Origin of the sequence: Hydrogenophaga sp. SL48 (genome assembly GCF_021729865.1) — a bacterium.
Taxonomy (GTDB): Bacteria; Pseudomonadota; Gammaproteobacteria; order Burkholderiales; family Burkholderiaceae_C; genus Hydrogenophaga.
On the sequence record NZ_CP063400.1, the window covers coordinates 4,313,409 to 4,331,634 of the forward strand.

Below are 18,226 nucleotides of genomic sequence, written 5' to 3' on the forward strand. Positions count from 1 at the left end.
AAGATTCCTGTTGTGAAACGCATGGCGCAGCAAGCACCCAAGAATGTCGTTCTCCTGGCCGCCGGTCGAGGCTCGCGCATGTCGCCGTTGACCGACCATTGCCACAAGTCCTTGCTTCCGGTGGCTGGCAAACCTGCGCTGCAAATCATTCTCGACGAAGTGCTGAAGGGTGGCGCGGAAGATGTCGTCGTCGTGGTCGGGCACAGGCGTGCAGACATCGAGGCCTTCGTGCAAGGCAGGTATGGTGACGCAGTCCGTTGTGTGGCCAACGAGCGGTATGACGAAGACGTCAACATCCTGTCAGTCCAGACCGGGGTGGACGCTTTGCGCCAGCCCGAGCAAGGCTACCTGATCATCGAAACCGATCTGGTCATGGAGCCCCGGGGCTGGCGTTCCGTGCTGTGCATTGAAGACCTTGGCACGTCGTTCTGGGTGACGCGTGGCCGCTATTCACAGGCACTGACCGGTGGTGCCCTGGATGCCGATGCGCAGGGTGGGGTTGTGCAGTTGGTCTACCGGCCGCACTACGATCCGGCCTGCGAGGGTTGGAGCAAGCTGCTGGGCATTCTTTATGTCGGTAGCGACGCCGTCGGGCAGGACATCTTGCTCAGGCAGCAAGCCATCGGCAAGAGCATCGCCCAGTACTACATGATGCCCTGGGTGGAGCATCTGGCCGAACTGCCGTGCTGCGCGCGCGACCTTGAAGATGTTTACGCGGTTTCATACAACGATGAGGCTGCCTATCGCCGCGCGGACGAGGCGTACGCGCACATACTGAGTCATGAAGGACGATAAATGGGCATCGAGATGGTGGATGTGACTTTCCTGAAGCACATCGAGGGCTTTAGCAAGAAGCGGGTGCAATGGCTCAAGGACAAGATCGTTCGCGAAGGGGTGTGGAACAAGCCAGTGGCTCTGGATGTTTCGCATGGGCTTGTGCTGGATGGGCAGCACCGCATGGAGGTGGCCAAGGCCCTGGGGCTCAAGCGCATTCCAGCGATCAAGTACGACTACTCCGCCGTGAAGGTCTGGAGCCTCAGGCCGGGCAAGCATGAGTTCACCTGGGAGACCGTGGTGGCGCGGGCATTGGCTGGCGACATCTATCCGTACAAGACAGTGAAACACGAGTTCCCTGTACCTCTGCCGGCCTGTCATTTCAGTATCGACGAGTTGATGGCATGAGCAAGGTAGGCAAAGCGATCATTCTGGCCGCAGGTCGAGGCAATCAAGCCGACGGGATTGCCAAGGCGCTCATCCGCCATCCGGTGACGGGAAAGTCCATTCTGAGTCATGCGATAGAGGCGTTTGCAGGCAAGAAGATCGTCGTGGTGGCCGGCTTCCGTGCCATCCAGATGATGGAAACCCATCCGGAGGTGGACTATGTGCTCAACCACGACTGGGCGATCACCAACAACGCCATGAGCCTGGCCTTGGCGTTGGCGTTGGACGACGAACCCAGTTACGTGGTGTCCGGCGACATTTTCTTTGAACGTGGGCTGATCGAGCGCCTGGACGCTGAGCCGGCCGACCTGGTTCTGACGGAGAACCGGGAGAACCGCGCACTGAGTGCCGTTCATTGCAAACTGCGAGCGGACGGGACGGTAGCGGCCACGTATCAGGGACCCGTTCAGGACATGGCCCACCCTGAGGCGATAGGGCTTTTCAAGGTCTCCAGCCCGAAAATCCTCAATGCTTGGAAACGACTTTGCACCAAGCACGGCAATCTGTTTGTCGGGCAGGTCCTGCCGTGCGGCGAAGATCCGGTTCACGCGGTGGATCGCGCTCAGGCCATGTTTGACGAGATCAACACACCGGTCGACTACTTGCAACTCATAGAGCGCACACGCAAATGATTCGCTCCCTGACCCTTGGGTTGCCGATGGGTATGCAGGCACCGAACGAGGTGGGTGCGCAGGCAAAGGCGTTTCTCGATCTGGCCCGTCAACGTCTGAACGCGGCCGATCTGGCACCGCGAACCACCCGTTTTACGCTGCCTCCTATGGGGCAGGAGGGTGAAACCGCGGGCGTATTGCTTTCAACCCTGCGCTGGGTTGACGACCTGGCTCAGGAAACCGGGGTGCGCTGGGTCTGTCTGCCGCTGGATTGGGTGGCGGAGGGTCCGCGTCGGGAGCGCAAGTTGTCCGCCATGGACGCGTTGACCCGGTTTCCGAGGGCCTTCGTTAATCTCATGATCGCGCATGAGGGGCGCATTGCCGTCGAAGCCATCAACGATGCGGCGTCGTTCGTGCTCAACCTCTCCAAAAAGTCCAACAACGGCTTTGACAACTTCCGGGTAGGCGCGTCTGCCAACTGTCCGGCCAATGCCCCTTTCTTTCCCTTCTCACGCCATGAAGGAGAAAACATGGCGTTCAGCTTCGCCCTGGAAACGATTGGGCCAGCGCTGGAAGTCATGCGTTTGCCCGAGGTGCGGGCGCACCGCGACATTGCGCTGATCCGCGACAGAATGGTCCAGGCCTTGGTGCCTATGCTGCGGCGCATCGACGCCATTGGTCACAAGCTGGCCGAGCAGGGGCACGTGATCTACAGCGGGCTGGACGCATCGCTGGCCCCGTTTCCGGATGGCCAGATGTCGGTTGGGCTGCTGATCGAGCAGATATTGGGCGCCCCCGTTGGCAGTCAGGGCAGCGTATTCGTGACCACGGTGCTGACCGATGTACTGCGCACGGCGATTCGCGAAAGCGGGGCGAAGGCCGTCGGATTCAACGGCGTCATGTTCTCCGTCCTGGAGGACGAGTACCTGGCCTCGGCGAGCAGCCGGCGGCAGGTGAGCATTGATGGGCTGACAGCCCTGGCCGCCGTGTGCGGTTGCGGCATCGACATGGTTCCCGTACCGGGCACCAGCTTTCAGGAAGAGATCGCAGCCGTCATGTTCGATATTGCCGCCCTGTCGTCGACCCTGGGGAAACCGCTGGGCGTGCGGCTGTTGCCCATTCCCAATCGAAGCGTCAATGAGTTCACCCAGTTCAACCTGGACTTCCTGTGTGATGGCCGGGTGTTGGCGCTGACCTCGAACGACCATAAATTTACTTCCGCCAGTGCCCTGCTGGACATTCAGAGCCCCTTGCGTTCATTGAAAGGAAAGCCGTCGTGATCGATCAGGACAAGGTGAAATCATTCTGGGATGCTCGGGCGAAGACCTACGAGAACCTTGCCTTCGAGAGCATCGCCAATCTGGAGCAGGATTCCGAAAACCTCCAGCTCAAGATTCAACTGGAAACCGAGAAGGTGGGCCAATTCCTGGGCAACGTGGCGAGAATGTCTGTTCTCGACCTGGGTGCGGGCGTCGGCCAGTGGGCATTCCGGTTTACCGAAGCGGGCGCGCGCAGTGTCACGGCTGTGGAGTATTCGGAGCCCTTGGCCGAAATCGGCCGAGCCGAGGCTGAGCGACGCAGCTTTGGCAACGTCAGTTTCGTGGTGTCCTCTGCGGAAAACTATTCTTCGCCGGTGGCTTACGACCTGGTCTTCATCTCCGGTCTCTTCGTTTACATGAACGATGATCAGGCAGAGCGTCTGGTGAGCAATCTCAAGGGGTTCTGCCACGACCAGACCCTGATCCTCCTGCGCGACGGTACGGCCTTGGCCTCGCGACATGAAATCAATGATCGTATGTCGGACCACCTGCAGTCTCGTTATTCGGCGACCTATCGCACGCGCCAGGAGTACATGGACTTGTTTGGCCAACATGGCTTCGTTCTTCAAAAGGACGAGAACATGTTTGACGAAGGATGCCCGTTGAACAAATATCCAGAAACGCGGCTGCGGATTTACCGCTTTGCGCGTGGCGTGGCATGCCAACGCTAGCCCCGGCCGGGGGTGAGGTTTCATGGCCCCTGGATGAGGGGGTGCTCGGTGTGGTCGGTGTGGCGCCTTGGGCCACACTGGAGTTCTGCCGCTGTTTCTATGGTCTGGTGAGCGCCCAGAAGGATTGGCACTTCCCCCGTGTGCTGCTGGATATCAACACCAAGCTTCCGAGCAGGGGCAGGCACCTGCAGCTGGGTGAGCGCGACCCGTCTCCCTACATTGCCGAGACCATTGCCGAGTTGGCGCAGGCCGGTGCAACGGTGGCGGTTGTCGCCTGCAACACGGCTCACATCCTTTTTGACCGGTGGTCCTACGGAGCACCTATTCCCGTGCTCAACATTGTTCGGGAGTCGGTTAGCAGTGCCCAGCGTTCGGGTGCGCGACGGCTGCTGGTGCTGGCGTCGGCTTCATTGGCTCAACACAATCTCTATGCCCAACAGGCCGAGTGGGCCGGTCTGGCCTGTTTGCCGCTGGCACCGGACCTTCAGTGCATCGTCAATGGGTTGATCGAGACCATCAAGACAAGCGGCAGCTTCTCGGCAAGCGATGGCGGGGCAATCGCAGAGCTTGTCGAATACGCCCACAAGGGTCAGGCCGATACGGTCCTGCTGGGTTGCACCGAGCTGTCGACGTTGAGGCAACATGTTGAAAGCGCAGGGCTTCAGGTCGTCGACTCGAACGAAGCGCTGGCCCGAGCCGCTTACATGTCCATCTGCCCAACAGCATCCTGACCCTGGCATCTACTTGCCCTCCACGCTCCAACCCTTTGCGTCAAAAGGGTCCTTCCCCCTGAGGATGAACTGCCTGTTGATCACAAAGGTGTTGGGCTTCTGTGCGCTGAACTGCCAAGGCACCATGGACGCCACAAAAGGGTCGTTTCTTCCCTGGGCCTCTATCGGTCGCATCCCCAGGTAGGGATTGACGCAGCCGCCGATGTCCTGGCAAAGCAGGCGGGGTACTTCCGCGTTGGGCATGTATTCTTCAGAGACAGTGACTGGACCGGTCGCACCGGCCGGCTTGAACAGAACCAAGGGGCGCAGACGGACAAAGTTGTTTTCCGTGGTTCCGCCGCCCTTCGCCCTGCGCGATTCGTCCTTCACATCCCCGACAATGCCGTGGTCTGACGCTAGGACAATCGTTGTGTTGTCGTAGACGCCCCGGGCCTTGAGCACATCCATGTACTTGGCTACGGACAGCAGAACACAGCGCGCCGTATTGGCGTGCTGCCAAGAAAACTGGCTCTTGTGGCCCAGGCGTGCAAGTTCATCGCTGTCGGCCGTCACGCGCTCGGGCTGAGGCAGGCAATCCTTGCCCATGAAGTAGGGCTCGTGGGGCAAGATATTGGCGATGTAGTTGAAGCTGGGACCTCCATCGTCGACCGCCGTCATCTGGTCCAGTGCTTCCAGCTCGGCCCATTCCCGAAAAGTGGTGCCGGCTGAGTGGTCCAGAAACGGCTTCCACGGTCCTTTGACCTGGATGGCCTCCTTCATGGAGTAGGGCGCAATGCGCATGGTGCCCAGAATGTTCAGGAGATCCGCGTAGTTGGCCTCCGCCAGGTCATTGACGGGAAAACCCATGGCTTTGGCCTTTTGCAGGGAAATGCTCGAGGGCGTATGGGTGCAGGAGACCCCCTTTACATCCAGGAAGCTGCAGTCTCCCATCATGGTGAAGCCCAGTCCACGTGGATTGACGACGTTGACCCGGTATCCCTTGCCGGCGAAGTTGTAGGGAAGAATCGAAAACGCCTCGACCGACAGGTCTTGCAGCAGTCTGTTTCGCCCGTTCATCTCGACGGGCAGGTAGTCGTAACCCCCCCACATGGGGTGAACGCCGGCGATCGAGTTTTCGCCGGCTGACACGGAGCCCGGGTACCAGGTGAAACCGCTCAAGCGGGTTGCCAGGGCGGGGTCATCTTCCAGTATCGCCTCCACGTACGACCCCATGAAGCGGTCGAGAAAGATGAACAACGTGTTCGACTGTGATCGGGAGAATTTCAGCGGCCTCTCAACCATGGCCTTCGCACCGCCTGACCCGCCCGCTTCACCCACCTGATCCTTGCTGGCACTGACAGTCGCCGCGACGACGATGGACACGTTGGCAATGACCAAGGCCACCACGAGAGGAGCCGTACCGAAGTGACGCCAAACGTGGCGCAAGACCAGTCCGACCGTTACGGCGATGGCCGCATCTGCCAAAGCTCGCATACCCACGGTGGGCAGAGGGATCGGCATCTGCTCGAACGCCAAACCTGAAAGCATGGGATATCCGAAAGGCAGTACGAAGGCATACAGCCAGCAGAGAAAGAAGCCGCCAACGGACAACACGGTCATGGCCGACCGCATGCCAGGGGAATGGATCACGCCATACAGTATGGCCGCCAGATAGACGACCACCATTGCATCACGTGCGTTCACTCTCAACAATCGGTCCAGGTGAATGCCGATTTCACCGGGCGAAGTAAGAAACGTGGTGATCGGAATGGCCACGAGTGCCAATGTCGATATGCCCAGCACCGACAAGAGATACATCGGCAGGCGATAGCGGCCCAGCACGCTGGCAAGCTGCACCAGTTGAGGTTCTGCGTGCAGCCGATATGCCACCACCGATGCCATCGCCGATGCGGCCACCGACCAGGGCGAACATTCCAGCCACAGGGCAACGCAAAGCAGCGCGTAAGCCAGGCTGAGCTTCAGCGCGAAAGCAGCCATTTCCCCGAACCGGGACACTGCAAAATCCGATGCCTTCAACGCCAACAAGGCAACCGGAACGGTCACCAGAAACACGACAAGGGTGAGTAGGGCATTCATTCCTGTACGCCTCTGTTCAGGCGCCTCGCGCCAACATGTTGCGAAGCAGTGACCAGAAGTTGTTCATCGTCCAATACAGGACCAGACCTGCGGGACTGGCGTACAACAACACCAGAAAAACCAGCGCCAGCGCGATGGCTTGAAGTCGCTTGGCGGGGTCTTTCACATAGTAGAAAACCGAAATGGCATTGATCCCTGTCATGAGCAGCGGAAGCAGGTTGATTCCGACGAGCAGTCCATCGGGTTTGCCAAGATCGTCGATCTGGCCGAAAGACATTCCTGCGAGGAGACCCGGTTGCGAAAGGAAATGGTAAACGGTGAAAAAGACGAGCAATTGCAGAAACAGCTCGTTTGAAGACACCAGCGACTGGATCGGGTGATAGTGAAACTGCCTATGCACAGCGCGCACATAAAAATAGCGCTCGCGCCCTTTGAAGTGGGTCTTCATGCGGGTCACTTCCCGGTCCATGCGCTCACGCTGAGCCCGCCCGGCCCGTGCTCTCTTCTCCATTTCGCGGTAAAGCGGATGAAGCAGCAGATTGATCGTGATACTGAATGCCACGATTTTTCCGCCCATGTCCAGCCATGAAGGGAAATCGAGCAGGGCCTGATAAATCACCATCAGAGGCTGCAGCAGGATGATGTCGAGAATGGCCATCATCATCGGTCAACGCGCTTGACGGTTTTCATTGCCGCCGAATCCTGAATGCGATGGTAGATGTGCTCTATTTGCGCTGCGGCTGCTTCAGCTGCGTGCCCGAAGTTGTAAATGAGCCTTTCACGAAACTGTTCGATCTTTTCCGCAGAGTGTTGGCTCAAGGCGTTGCCCAAGTGGGCCACGATGTTGCCCATTTCCGAGGGAGGAATCGGAATGATGAATTCCTTGCACAGTTGTTTCAGATCGCTGTCCCCACCCAGCAACTCCCCCTCCAGTCCTCCCATCTTCTGCTCTTGATCGATCACGATCACCGGGCGCTGAAACACGAAGGCGCACTCATGGGCGATACCCGAAATATCGCTCAGCAAGATATGGGCTCTTGACAGCGATTCCGAAGGTGTCCGTGCGGTATCAATTTCTACATGGGCCAGGGCTGCCACCTCAGCAAACAGCTCCGGTTGTGAAATCCTCATCTGGGGATGCGGCCTCACGATCACGCGGTATCGCTTGGCAATGTCGGCGACAAATCCGGTACCCAGGCTGGTGAACATGCTCAAGGGCCCCCAGCTCGGGGCCACCAATACCACGGTTTCCGTTGAGGGTGAGGGGGGGGTAATGCGCGCAGCCTTGATCATTTCGTTGTAATAGGGAACACCCGTTTCAAGGAGTTCCTTGGCCCAGCCTCCCCGAATGGCTTCCATTTTCCGGATATTGGTCTTCAAAAACGGCCCGCAGCACAATACCGAATCAAAGTGATCGTAGGCATAGGGTCGAACAAATCTGGACTCACCCAAGGCATGCTGCACCACGGTGTAATGCTTTACGCGCGGTGATCGCCTGAATGTCATGACATCCAGCTGGGGTGTCGTGGTCACCAGCAACGTGGCCTCAAGGTGATTCAGGATGGAATAGCCGATCATTCCTGCTGGAATGGGGGAATGAGATATGCCTTCTGGCAGAGGTTCGAAGGAGTCGTCGCGCTGGTACATGGTGAAAAGCGTGACGTCGATATTCCGAGCATTCATGGCCCGCAGGATGGGTAGAAACGTTGTTTCGTAACGCGGGTCTTCACAGTGAATCGCAACGTCGCACTTCTGATCCTGATGCCGAACGCGAAACAGCAGTTCGATGGCTCTGTAATAGAGGCCACGCACCGCAAAGTAGACCGAGACCACAATGCCTGTGACGATATAAAACAGTGCACTGCCCGTGCCCGGATCGATGTAGGCGGCGGCCGGGGCGGTATGCAGCAACAGGCCCAACGCAAAAAGTCTGCGCCTCTGGTGGGTTCGGCCGCGACCGCTGGTCAGCTTGTGTCTCATGCGTCAGACACGCCGACGTCGTTCACATCCTGGTGGCGTTGGCCAGACGGTTCAGCCACAAAATGTCCACTCTTCCCCCCCCGCTTCTCCAACACCCTCAACCCGCTGACCGTCATCCCCCGGTCCACCGCCTTGCACATGTCGTAGATCGTGAGCAGGGCCACGCTGCAGGCGGTCAGGGCTTCCATTTCCACGCCGGTCTGGCCGGTGCATTCGGCCGTGGCTCGGCACAACACGCTGTGGTTTGACGCATTCACCTCGAATTCCACCGCCACGCGCGTGAGCGCAATCGGGTGGCAGAGCGGGATCAGGTCGCTGGTGCGTTTGGCGCCCTGGATGCCAGCGATGCGGGCGATGCCGAGCACGTCGCCCTTTTTGGCGTTGCCGCTCTGGATCAGCGCCAGGGTGGCCGGTTCCATGGTGATGTGACCTTCGGCCACGGCCACCCGGTGGGTGCTGGCTTTGGCGGACACGTCCACCATGTGTGCCTGCCCCTGGGCGTCGAAGTGGGTGAGCGGGCTGCTGCTGGCGGGGGTGGTGTCTGGCATGGTGGGTTTTCTTTGCGCGGTCTTTACAGAAACCTCTGGGGCTTGGCGGCATCATACGGGGATGCACTCGAGTACCTTTTCCCTTCGCCCGCTGGGCTCGCGGCTGGTGTCGGCGGGCGTGCTGCTCGCTGCGCTGGCAGCGGTGCCGGCGTCTTTGTCCCATGCCCAGAGCACGGCGCTACCCACCCTGGGTGACGGTTCGGGCATGTCGATCGCGGCGGAGCGGCGGCTGGGCGACAGCATCGCTCGCGACATCTACCGAGACCCCGACTACCTCGATGACCCGGTGCTGGTCGACTACCTGCAGTCGCTCTGGCAGCCGTTGCTGGGCGCGGCGCGCACGCGTGGCGATGTGCCCCCCGAGCTGTCGGAGCGACTGGCCTGGCAGCTGGTGATTTCGCGCGACAAGCGGGTCAATGCGTTTGCGCTGCCGGGCGGTTACCTGGGTGTGCACCTGGGTCTGGTGGCGGTGACCGAGAGCTCGCAGGAGCTCGCCAGCGTGCTCGCGCACGAACTGAGCCACGTCTCGCAGCGCCACATCGCGCGCATGCTCTCGCGCCAGGAGCAGCAGGCACCCTGGCTGCTGGGGGCCATGATCCTGGGCGTGCTGGCGGCGCGGGCCAATGCCGACGTGGCCAACGCTGCGATCGCGGGCAGTCAGGCAGTGTCGATGCAGTCGCAGCTCAATTTCTCGCGCGACATGGAGCGCGAGGCCGACCGGGTGGGTTTTGGCGTGCTGACCACGGCCGGGTTCGAGGGGCGCGGCTTTGTCACCATGTTCGACAAGCTGCAACAGGCCGCGCGCCTGAACGACGACGGTTCGTTCCCCTACCTGCGCAGCCACCCGCTGACCAGTGAGCGCATGGCCGACATGCGCTCGCGGCTGCCGCTGGCCGACGCGCCCCCGGTCACCGGCCCTCGTGTGGGCGCCGCGCCATTGCTGGCCGCAGCGCCGCCACCGGCTGTGCACGCGCTCATGGCGGCGCGGGCCCGCGTGCTTGCGGAAAACGCGACCGAGCGCCAGCGCGCTTGGTTGCGGGTCGGGCAGGCAGCGCAGGCCAGCCCGGCCGATCTGTATGCGGCCGCGTTGTCGGCCCACCGGCTCGGCCAGGCACCGCAGGCCTTGGCGCTCGCACAACGTTTGCGCGACGGCGCGCCGGCCGCCACCCAGGGTGTGGTGGACCGGTTGCAGATGGAGATCTTGCTGGCGCCCAAAGCCCAGGGGCTGAACGACGGCCTGCTGGCGTCGCTGCGCGACCGGGCGCTGACCGGCAGCACCCGCGCCGACCTGTTGCTGGGCGCCCAGGCGGCACTGTCCACGCCCGCCGCACCGCATGCGATGGCCCGGCTGCAACAGTGGCTGGTGGTGAACCCGAAAGACGCTCAGGCCTGGCTGACCTTGTCGCGTCTTCAAGCGGCGCAGGGCCAGCGTTTGCGTTCGGTGCGCTCGGAGGCGGAGGCACGCGCCGCGCAGTTTGATTTTGCGGGGGCCGCCGACCGTTTCAAGGCCGCGCAGTCCCTGCCGGCGGCGGAGCGCAGCGCCGATGCGATGGAACTGGCCATCGTCGACGTGCGCCGGCGCGAGGTGGAAGAACAGTTCCGCGAATCAGCGCGAGAGAACTGACTTGAGCGCCATGTCCACCAGCAGCATCAGCGCCGAGTAGATCAGCGAACCCAGCAGCGCGGCGCCAAAGCCGTTGACATGGAAGCCGTCGAGCACGCTGGCGGCGGCCCAGAACAGCAGCGCGTTGATCACGAACAGGAACAATCCCAGCGTGATCACGGTCACGGGCAAGGTCAGCACCACCAGCACCGGGCGCAACAGGGCGTTGAACAGGCCGACCACGGCGGCTGCGATCAGGGCCGACGTGAAGCTCTGCACCTGCACGCCGGGGTAGAGGTAAGCGACCAGCAGCAGGGCGCAGGCCGACAACAACCATTTCAGTAGGAGTTTCATGCGGTCAGCATAGCACCGTGACCCACGGACAGCACAAAAAAAGGCGGCCACCCGGAGGTGCCGCCCAGTGTCTCGGAACCGCTGCGCCGCAGCGGTCCTGTGCATGCGCCCTCAGGCGCTGGCTTCTTCGTCGACCGGTTTCTGGCGCGAAGCAATGGCCTTGCCGATGGCCAGCACCAGCAACGCGCCGGCAATGTGGGCGGTCCAGTACAGCGTGTCGGAAATGACCGCCATGCCCTGCGTGTCCACCGTGCCCAGCTTGGGCATCCAGGTCCACTTGTCGGGGGTCACGAAGGCGGGGTCCGTGACCAGCATGCCACCCGCGATCCAGCCCAGCAGCATGCCGCCCAGCGTGATGATGAAGGGGAAACGCGCCATCAGCTTGATGACGACGGTGCTGCCCCAGACAATGATGGGGATGGAGATCAGCAGGCCCAGCACCACCAGCAGCGTCGAGTGCTCTCCGGCGTTCTGCGCGGCGCCGGCGATGGCGATCACGTTGTCCACGCTCATCACCAGGTCGGCCACGATGATGGTCTTGATGGCGGCGAGCAGCTTGTCGCTGCCCTGGATGTCGCCGTGGCCGTCTTCGTCGGGCGCCAGCAGTTTCACGCCGATCCAGACCAGCAGGATCGCCCCCACCAGCTTGATGAACGGCACGCTGAGCAGCGTCATCGCGAACATGATCAGCACCACGCGCAGGACGATGGCGCCCGCTGTGCCGTAAATGATGCCCTTGGTGCGTTGCGCGGGCGGCAGCTTGCGGCAGGCCAGCGCGATCACGACCGCGTTGTCGCCGCCGAGCAGGATGTCGATGATGATGATCTGTCCCAGGGCGACCCAGAACTCGGGTGATGTCAGGAATTCCATGTGGTCCTCGTGTGGTTGTTGTCCGGTCCTGACCAGGGCCGCGCAGCAGTCGCTGGCGGCTCGCTTCGCGCACGGTGCCCTTGCAACAGCAAACACCAACGCAAGGGCAGGCAGGCCTTGATCGGCCCGGGTGGGCCTATCAAAGGTCTTGCTCAGTCGGGTGACGGATCACCTGACTCGAACCGCCGGAAGCTTGGGGCTTCGTGTTGACGACGGTTCGAACGGCTGGATGGGACGGCCCGCGCTGGCCCGCCACCCCCGCCGGAGAGCTACTCCCCTTCGAGTCCGGCGATTGTAAGGGCCCCCACCTGTCCATGGCTGTCGTTGGAGATAAGCACTTTCCACAGCACCGTCGGGGCTCTCGTGGCGAATCCCTGTGCGCCTCAGGGGTGGGCACGCTGGCTATGATCGCCCTCCCATGGCCGGCATCCACATCACCGACATCGAAGCCGCGATCAATTTCTGGCGTGAGCGCTCACCCTCGCCCGAGGGTATGGCTTTGGGGCCTGAGCTGCGAGCCCTGGCTCAGGTGTACGCGCTGATGGTGTATCTCCGCGAAAGCGAGGCCGACGAAGGCACCCTGCCAGACCCGGCGCGCGAGGCCTGGCTGGCGTGGTTTCAGAGCACACCCGACACGCCCTGCATCGCCATCTGCTCGACCAGCCAGGGCGACGACACCTGCAAGGGTTGCGGCCGCAGTTTCGACGAGGTGCAGCACTGGACCGTGATGAGCCCGAGCGAAAAACGCGTCGTCTGGCGCCGCATCACGCAAGAGGCCAGCGCCTGGCGCTTCAACCGCTACGCCGAGCGGGCTCGGTAGCTGGGCTCCCCCCGCGCCGCCTGCGGCGTCACCCCCCAGGGGGCGATGCGAGTGGCCCGGCAAAGCCGGTTCCACCGCATCCTGGGTGAAGTCACTTTGCGCCGGAAGGGGAGTTTGCCCCAGGGCACCGCCGGGCCGGCTTTGCCGGACGGCCAGTGCCGCCCCCCTCGGGGGGTGACGCCGCAGGCGGCGCGGGGGGAGCCTATCAAGCCGGCACGGCGTAGTTGGCCTGGGTCAGGTGGTCCACACCGCAGGACAGGTCGCCGATCCAGGCCAGGAACTCGGGAATGGCGTCACCCACCAGGGGCGCGCCGTGCTGGGGCACGATCATTTCGATCGGCAACGTGCGCGCCATGTTCACCCAGAGGCGCAGCACCTTCTGCGAGACCATGTAGCGCCGGTGAAAGGCTTCCATGCGGGGCAGGTGGGGCGCCAGGCTGGTGATCCGCTGTCCCGCTTCGGCCGACGTGCCCAGAGAGACGCCCAGGTCACCCGAAAACAGGATGCGGCTGACCGGGTCCCAGAACTGGAAGTTGCCCTCCGAGTGCATGAAATGCGCGGGCAGCGCCACGATTTCGCTGCGCCCCAGCGGAATGCGCATGCCGGGGTCGGGAATGCCCACGATGCGCCCGGCCGTCTTGCCCGGTTTGCAGAAATGCGGCGCAAACCGTTCCCAGAGGCGCGAGATGAAGAGGGTGGCCTGGGTGCTGGTCATCCAGCGGTCGAGCGAGGCGATGATGTCCGGATCGGCGTGCGAGGCCAGGATCTCGGTGAGCTTGCTGGGCGGAAAGTAGCGACCGATGGTGAGCAGCAGCTCGTTGTAGGCCATGTTGCCGCCCGGGTCGATGATCGCGCCCTGCTGCTCGTCGATCACGAGAAACTGGTTGGCTTGAACCGCTTCGCCGCCCTCGTCGCTCAGGTGGGCGAACATCAGGCACACATGGCCATTCTTGTTGTACAGCTCGATGGCCATGAATATTTTCTCCAACGATGAAATCAACCGGTGGTGCGGCGCGGCATCGCCACTGACGGACGACTTCAGGGGGTCAATGTAGGTGTCCGACACCTGCACCGACTTGAGCCATGTCAAGTCACGGTGCACTGCGCCCTGAAAAACGCTGGAAACGAGCGAAAAATGACAAAAACGAGCAAAAAAAGCCGGCCGCAAAGGGCCGGCTGCTGGTTGAGCTGCGCGAACTCAGGTGCGGCGTGCCAGCTCGGCGGCTTTGCCGGTGTAGCTGCCTGGAGTGAGCGCCAGCAAGCGGTCTTTCTCCGCCTGGGGAATCTCCAGGCTGTGGATCAGCGCGTGCAGCGCCTCGGCCGTCACGGTCTTGCCGCGCGTGACTTCCTTCAGCTTTTCGTAGGCACCTGCCACGCCGAACCGGCGCATCACGGTCTGGATCGGCTCGGCCAGCACTTCCCACGACGCGTCCAGATCGGCGGCCAGCGCTTCTTCGTTCAGCTCCAGCTTGCCCAAGCCGACGCCCATCGAGTGGTAGGCCAGCACCGCGTAGCCCAGCGCAACACCCATGTTGCGCAGCACTGTGGAGTCTGTCAGGTCGCGCTGCCAGCGGCTGATCGGCAGCTTTTCGGACAGGTGCCTGAGCAACGCGTTGGCCAGGCCCAGGTTGCCTTCGGCGTTTTCAAAGTCGATCGGGTTGACCTTGTGCGGCATGGTCGAGGAACCGATCTCGCCCGCCTTCAGGCGCTGCTTGAAATAGCCCACGCTCACATAGCCCCAGATGTCGCGCGCCAGGTCGATCAGGATGGTGTTGGTGCGAGCCACGGCGTCGAACAGCTCGGCCATGTAGTCGTGCGGCTCGATCTGGATGGAATAGGGCTGGAAGGTCAGGCCCAGGCCCAGCGGTTCGGGCGATTCAATCACCTTGCGGCTGAAGGCTTCCCAGTCGAAATCGGGCCAGGCCGAGAGGTGGGCGTTGTAGTTGCCCACGGCGCCGTTCATCTTGCCCATGAGCTTGACGCTGGCGATCTTCTCGCGCGCGGCGGTCAGGCGCACCACCACGTTGGCGATCTCCTTGCCCACGGTGGTGGGGCTGGCGGTCTGGCCGTGGGTGCGGCTGAGCATGGGCACATCCGCATGGCTGTGCGCCATGTCGCGCAGCTTGGCGATCACGGCGTCCAGCGCGGGCAGCAGCACCGCGTCGCGACCGCCCTTGAGTTGCAGGGCATGGCTGGTGTTGTTGATGTCTTCGCTGGTGCAGGCGAAGTGCACGAACTCGGCGGCTTTCTCCAGCTCGGGCCGGGCGTCAAATTTCGATTTGATCCAGTACTCCACGGCCTTCACGTCGTGGTTGGTGACCTTTTCGATGTCCTTGATCGCCAGCCCGTCGGCTTCGCTGAAGTTCTTCACCAGGCCCATCAGGTAGGTGCGGGCGCCGGGCGAGAGTGGCTTGAATTCATCGAAACCGGCGTCGGACAAGGCGATGAACCAGGCGATTTCCACCTGCAAGCGGCGGTGCATGTAGCCCTGCTCGCTCATGAACGGGCGCAGCGGCGCCAGTCGGCCGGCGTAGCGGCCGTCCAGCGGCGACAGGGCGGAAATGGGGGACAGGGTGCCTGGGGTGGGCGAAGCGGCGGGGGCGGGGGTGTTGGGGCGCATCCCCGGATTGTAGAAGGCGGGTCGGGCGCGCCCGCCACTTCGGGCCTGTCAGCGCAAGCCAAGCGACGGCTGGCTAAAATGGCCGGCCCAGGGACCCCCACTCACACGCAACCCATGAAACTCATCGGCGCCATCACCAGCCCTTACGTGCGCAAAGTGCGCATCGTCATGGCCGAGAAGAAGCTGGACTACCAGTTCCTGCCGGAAGACGTGTGGTCGGCAGACACCAAGATCGCCACTTCCAACCCGCTCGGCAAGGTGCCCTGTCTGGTGATGGAGGGCGGCGAAGCGGTGTTCGACTCGCGCGTGATCGTGGAATACCTCGACACGCTGTCGCCGGTGGGCAAACTGATCCCGGTGCAGGGCCGCGAGCGCGCCGAGGTCAAGACCTGGGAAGCGCTGGCCGACGGGGTGCTCGACGCGGCCATCCTGGCGCGGCTCGAATCGACCTGGGCCGGGCGCAGCGCCGAGCAGCGCTCGCAGGCCTGGATCGACCGCCAGATGGCCAAGATCGATGCCGCCCTGAAAGCCATGGGACAGGGCCTGGGCGACAAGCCTTTCTGTTCGGGCATTCACCTGAGCCTGTCCGACATCGCGGTGGGCTGCGCCCTGGGTTACCTCGACTTCCGCTTCCCGGACATCGACTGGCGCACCGCACACCCCAACCTGGTCAAGCTCAGCGACAAGCTGGCGCTGCGCCAGAGCTTTGCGGACACCAGGCCGGATTGACCTCCAGCGCCACGCCCCACGCCTGAGCAGAGGGCTCGCCACCACACTCTGGCGGCCTGGCAGAACCGGTCGGGCGGTGCCCTCGGTTAGACCGACAAGGCCAGCGCGAGCAAGGCGGCGGTTTCAGCACGAAGCACACGCGGCCCCAGCGTCACCGGCAGGAACCCCGCAGCCCTTGCCTGGGCATCTTCGCTGGGTGACAGTCCACCTTCAGGACCACTGAGAAAACACACCGACACGTCGGCGGGCACGCCCGCCAGCACCTCGGCAAGGGGTTTTGAACCTTCGGCGAGGGACAACACGCAGCGCAGGGAGGCGACACCGTGGGAGCGACCGATCCACGCAGCGAGATCGCTCACCGGCAGCACCTCAGGCACGCGGTTGCCGCCGCATTGCTCACACGCTGCCACAGCCACCTGTTGCCAGTGGCCCTGCTTCTTCGTTGCACGTTCGCCTGAGAGGCGCAGCACGCTGTGCGCGGTGTGCAGCGGCTGCACGCTGGCCACGCCAAGCTCGGCGGCTTTCTCCACCAGCCAGTCCATGCGGTCGTTGGCGGGCATGCCGAGCGCCAGGTGCACTCGGCGGCGGGTTTCGCGTTCCAGCGGCTGGTGGCTGTCCACATGCACGGCCACATCAGCGCGGCCCATGCGCAGGATGGTGGCGCTGTGTTCGCCACCCTCGCCGTTGAACAGCGTGATCACGCCGCCGGGCTGCAGGCGCAGCACCTGCACATGTCGCGCCGCCGCAGCGGGCAACTCCAGTTCGGCGCCAACGGTCAGCGGGACGGGGCAGTGAAAGCGCGCCATGCGTTCGCACTCAGACCCGACCGAAGGCGTAGCCCGAAGCGGCCTCGAAGCCTTCGACTTTGTCGATCAGTTGCAGAAACGGACCCAGCTCGCGGTAGCGGTGCGTGGTGTGGCGGATGTAGTCGATGAAGCGCGGCGCGTCGGCCAGGTATCTGGGTTTGCCGTCGCGCAGCGTCAGCCGCGCGAAGATGCCGGCCACCTTCAGGTGCCGCTGCAGGCCCATCCATTCCACCGCACGGTAGAAGGCACCGAAGTCGCTGTGCCAGTCCTCAAAGTCCATCAGCCCGGCCTTGCGGGCCTTTTCCCAGTAGCGGATGGTGATGTCGATGACGAAATCCTCTTCCCAGGTCAGGAAGGCGTCGCGCATCAGGCTGGCGATGTCGTAGGTGATGGGGCCGTAGACCGCGTCCTGGAAATCGAGCACGCCGAGCTGCTGGGCCGGAGAGCTGCCGGGCTGGGTGGGGATCATCAGGTTGCGAGGCATGAAGTCGCGGTGCACGTAGACGCTGGGCGCTGCGAGGGTGCGTTTCACGATGCTGTCGAAGGCTTTGCTCAGCGTCTCGGCGTCCTTGCCTTGCAGCGCGGTCTGGCGGTGTTGCACCAGGTACCAGTCGGGGAAGAGTTGCAGCTCACGGCGCAGCAAGGGCTCATCGTAGGCCGGCAGCACGCCAGGCCTGGAAGCCAGCTGCCAGGCCAGCAGCGTGTCCAGCGCCTGCAGGTAGCGCGCGTGGTTGGCCGCGGAGCTCTCGGGCTGGATCTGCTCCATCATGGTCTGCGTGCCCAGGTCCTGCAGCAGCATGAAACCCTGGGGTTCGTCCCAGTCCAGAATTTTCGGCACCAGCAGGCCGGCGTCCTGCATCAGGCCGGCCACGTGCACGAAGGGCTGACAATTTTCTTTGTCCGGGGGCGCGTCCATGACGATGCGGCTGCCGCCGCCCACCGCGTCCACACGCAGGTAGCGCCGAAAACTGGCGTCGGCCGAGGCCGGTCGCAGGGATGCGGGCATCAGCCCCTGGGCACTCGCGATGCCCCCCAGCCAGGCGTTGAAAGCGGCCTCGCGCTGCGGATCGGTCCAGGCGACGGCGGGTGAGGATGGTGTCATGAAGCGGGGTGGTTGGTGCGCGCGGATGCGAGGTGGCGTGCCGGATGACAGGCATAGGATAATGACCGGAGATTCTACAAATCCACTGTCGGCGGTATTCCTCCGCGCGCAGTCTGTGGCTCCTCCGTTACCGTGCGGTCGGGCTGTGTGTCACCAGCATTGAGA

General features: G+C 62.9%; 19 protein-coding genes. 9 read left to right on the top strand and 10 right to left on the bottom strand.

Annotated elements, in window-relative coordinates; genetic code table 11:
• The first annotated feature begins 21 nt into the window (after positions 1-21).
• From IM738_RS20365 to IM738_RS20390, 6 genes are read left to right on the top strand one after another with little or no spacing between them, the layout of a single operon-like run.
• A complete protein-coding gene (locus IM738_RS20365) occupies positions 22-795 on the top strand; it encodes an NTP transferase domain-containing protein (RefSeq protein WP_236966373.1) in 774 nt (257 codons plus the stop codon).
• Complete coding sequence (locus IM738_RS20370) at positions 796-1,182, top strand: hypothetical protein (RefSeq protein WP_236962857.1); 387 nt, start codon at positions 796-798, stop codon at positions 1,180-1,182. It abuts the gene before it with no gap.
• Positions 1,179-1,853, top strand: a complete 675-nt coding sequence (locus tag IM738_RS20375) for an NTP transferase domain-containing protein (protein WP_236962858.1) — start codon at positions 1,179-1,181, stop codon at positions 1,851-1,853. Before IM738_RS20370 ends, IM738_RS20375 begins: the two co-directional genes overlap by 4 nt.
• The gene (locus tag IM738_RS20380; protein ID WP_236962859.1) at positions 1,850-3,112 is read left to right on the top strand and encodes a DUF711 family protein; all 1,263 of its coding nucleotides are present in this window, start codon (positions 1,850-1,852) and stop codon (positions 3,110-3,112) included. Before IM738_RS20375 ends, IM738_RS20380 begins: the two co-directional genes overlap by 4 nt.
• Positions 3,109-3,822 (top strand): class I SAM-dependent methyltransferase, encoded by a 714-nt coding sequence (locus IM738_RS20385; protein WP_236962860.1) that lies wholly within the window; start codon positions 3,109-3,111, stop codon positions 3,820-3,822. Before IM738_RS20380 ends, IM738_RS20385 begins: the two co-directional genes overlap by 4 nt.
• Complete coding sequence (locus tag IM738_RS20390; protein ID WP_272907696.1) at positions 3,810-4,553, top strand: aspartate/glutamate racemase family protein; 744 nt, start codon at positions 3,810-3,812, stop codon at positions 4,551-4,553. Before IM738_RS20385 ends, IM738_RS20390 begins: the two co-directional genes overlap by 13 nt.
• A gap of 9 nt (positions 4,554-4,562) precedes the next feature.
• Here the strand turns inward: IM738_RS20390 and IM738_RS20395 are convergent, their stop codons facing one another.
• From IM738_RS20395 to moaC, 4 genes are read right to left on the bottom strand one after another with little or no spacing between them, the layout of a single operon-like run.
• Complete coding sequence (locus IM738_RS20395) at positions 4,563-6,629, bottom strand: hypothetical protein (RefSeq protein ID WP_236962862.1); 2,067 nt, start codon at positions 6,627-6,629, stop codon at positions 4,563-4,565.
• A 16-nt stretch (positions 6,630-6,645) separates the two neighbouring features.
• Positions 6,646-7,287 carry a YidC/Oxa1 family membrane protein insertase gene (locus IM738_RS20400; protein ID WP_236962863.1) on the bottom strand — a complete coding sequence of 214 codons (642 nt, stop codon included), beginning with the start codon at positions 7,285-7,287 and terminating at the stop codon, positions 6,646-6,648.
• A 2-nt stretch (positions 7,288-7,289) separates the two neighbouring features.
• Positions 7,290-8,549, bottom strand: coding sequence for a CDP-glycerol glycerophosphotransferase family protein (locus tag IM738_RS20405; RefSeq protein WP_236962864.1), 1,260 nt, complete (start codon positions 8,547-8,549; stop codon positions 7,290-7,292).
• A gap of 56 nt (positions 8,550-8,605) precedes the next feature.
• Positions 8,606-9,157, bottom strand: coding sequence for a cyclic pyranopterin monophosphate synthase MoaC (gene moaC, locus IM738_RS20410; RefSeq protein ID WP_236962865.1), 552 nt, complete (start codon positions 9,155-9,157; stop codon positions 8,606-8,608).
• Positions 9,158-9,218: 61 nt separating this feature from the next.
• Between moaC and IM738_RS20415 the strand changes: the two genes are divergently transcribed.
• Positions 9,219-10,781 (top strand): M48 family metalloprotease, encoded by a 1,563-nt coding sequence (locus IM738_RS20415; RefSeq protein ID WP_236962866.1) that lies wholly within the window; start codon positions 9,219-9,221, stop codon positions 10,779-10,781.
• Here the strand turns inward: IM738_RS20415 and IM738_RS20420 are convergent.
• Positions 10,764-11,114, bottom strand: coding sequence for a phage holin family protein (locus IM738_RS20420; protein ID WP_236962867.1), 351 nt, complete (start codon positions 11,112-11,114; stop codon positions 10,764-10,766). The genes IM738_RS20415 and IM738_RS20420 overlap by 18 nt on opposite strands.
• A 111-nt stretch (positions 11,115-11,225) precedes the next feature.
• Positions 11,226-11,984, bottom strand: a complete 759-nt coding sequence (locus IM738_RS20425) for a TerC family protein (RefSeq protein ID WP_236962868.1) — start codon at positions 11,982-11,984, stop codon at positions 11,226-11,228.
• Between the two features lie 418 nt (positions 11,985-12,402).
• Here IM738_RS20425 and IM738_RS20430 point away from each other — a divergent pair, with 418 nt between their 5' ends.
• Positions 12,403-12,804: a DUF3717 domain-containing protein gene (locus IM738_RS20430; RefSeq protein ID WP_236962869.1), complete on the top strand. Its 402-nt coding sequence runs from the start codon at positions 12,403-12,405 to the stop codon at positions 12,802-12,804.
• 205 nt (positions 12,805-13,009) lie between these two features.
• Here IM738_RS20430 and IM738_RS20435 read toward each other — a convergent pair whose 3' ends face one another.
• Both IM738_RS20435 and purB read right to left on the bottom strand, forming a co-directional pair.
• Positions 13,010-13,777, bottom strand: a complete 768-nt coding sequence (locus IM738_RS20435; RefSeq protein ID WP_236966374.1) for an MBL fold metallo-hydrolase — start codon at positions 13,775-13,777, stop codon at positions 13,010-13,012.
• A 225-nt stretch (positions 13,778-14,002) separates the two neighbouring features.
• Positions 14,003-15,424 carry an adenylosuccinate lyase gene (gene purB, locus IM738_RS20440; protein WP_236962870.1) on the bottom strand — a complete coding sequence of 474 codons (1,422 nt, stop codon included), beginning with the start codon at positions 15,422-15,424 and terminating at the stop codon, positions 14,003-14,005.
• A 114-nt stretch (positions 15,425-15,538) separates the two neighbouring features.
• Here purB and IM738_RS20445 point away from each other — a divergent pair, with 114 nt between their 5' ends.
• On the top strand, positions 15,539-16,153 hold the full coding sequence (locus IM738_RS20445) for a glutathione S-transferase N-terminal domain-containing protein (RefSeq protein WP_236962871.1): 615 nt from the start codon (positions 15,539-15,541) through the stop codon (positions 16,151-16,153).
• An 86-nt stretch (positions 16,154-16,239) separates the two neighbouring features.
• Here IM738_RS20445 and IM738_RS20450 read toward each other — a convergent pair whose 3' ends face one another.
• Positions 16,240-16,959 (bottom strand): 16S rRNA (uracil(1498)-N(3))-methyltransferase, encoded by a 720-nt coding sequence (locus IM738_RS20450; protein WP_236962872.1) that lies wholly within the window; start codon positions 16,957-16,959, stop codon positions 16,240-16,242.
• A gap of 10 nt (positions 16,960-16,969) precedes the next feature.
• Positions 16,970-18,061, bottom strand: a complete 1,092-nt coding sequence (locus IM738_RS20455; protein ID WP_236962873.1) for an aminoglycoside phosphotransferase family protein — start codon at positions 18,059-18,061, stop codon at positions 16,970-16,972.
• Positions 18,062-18,226: the final 165 nt, after the last annotated feature.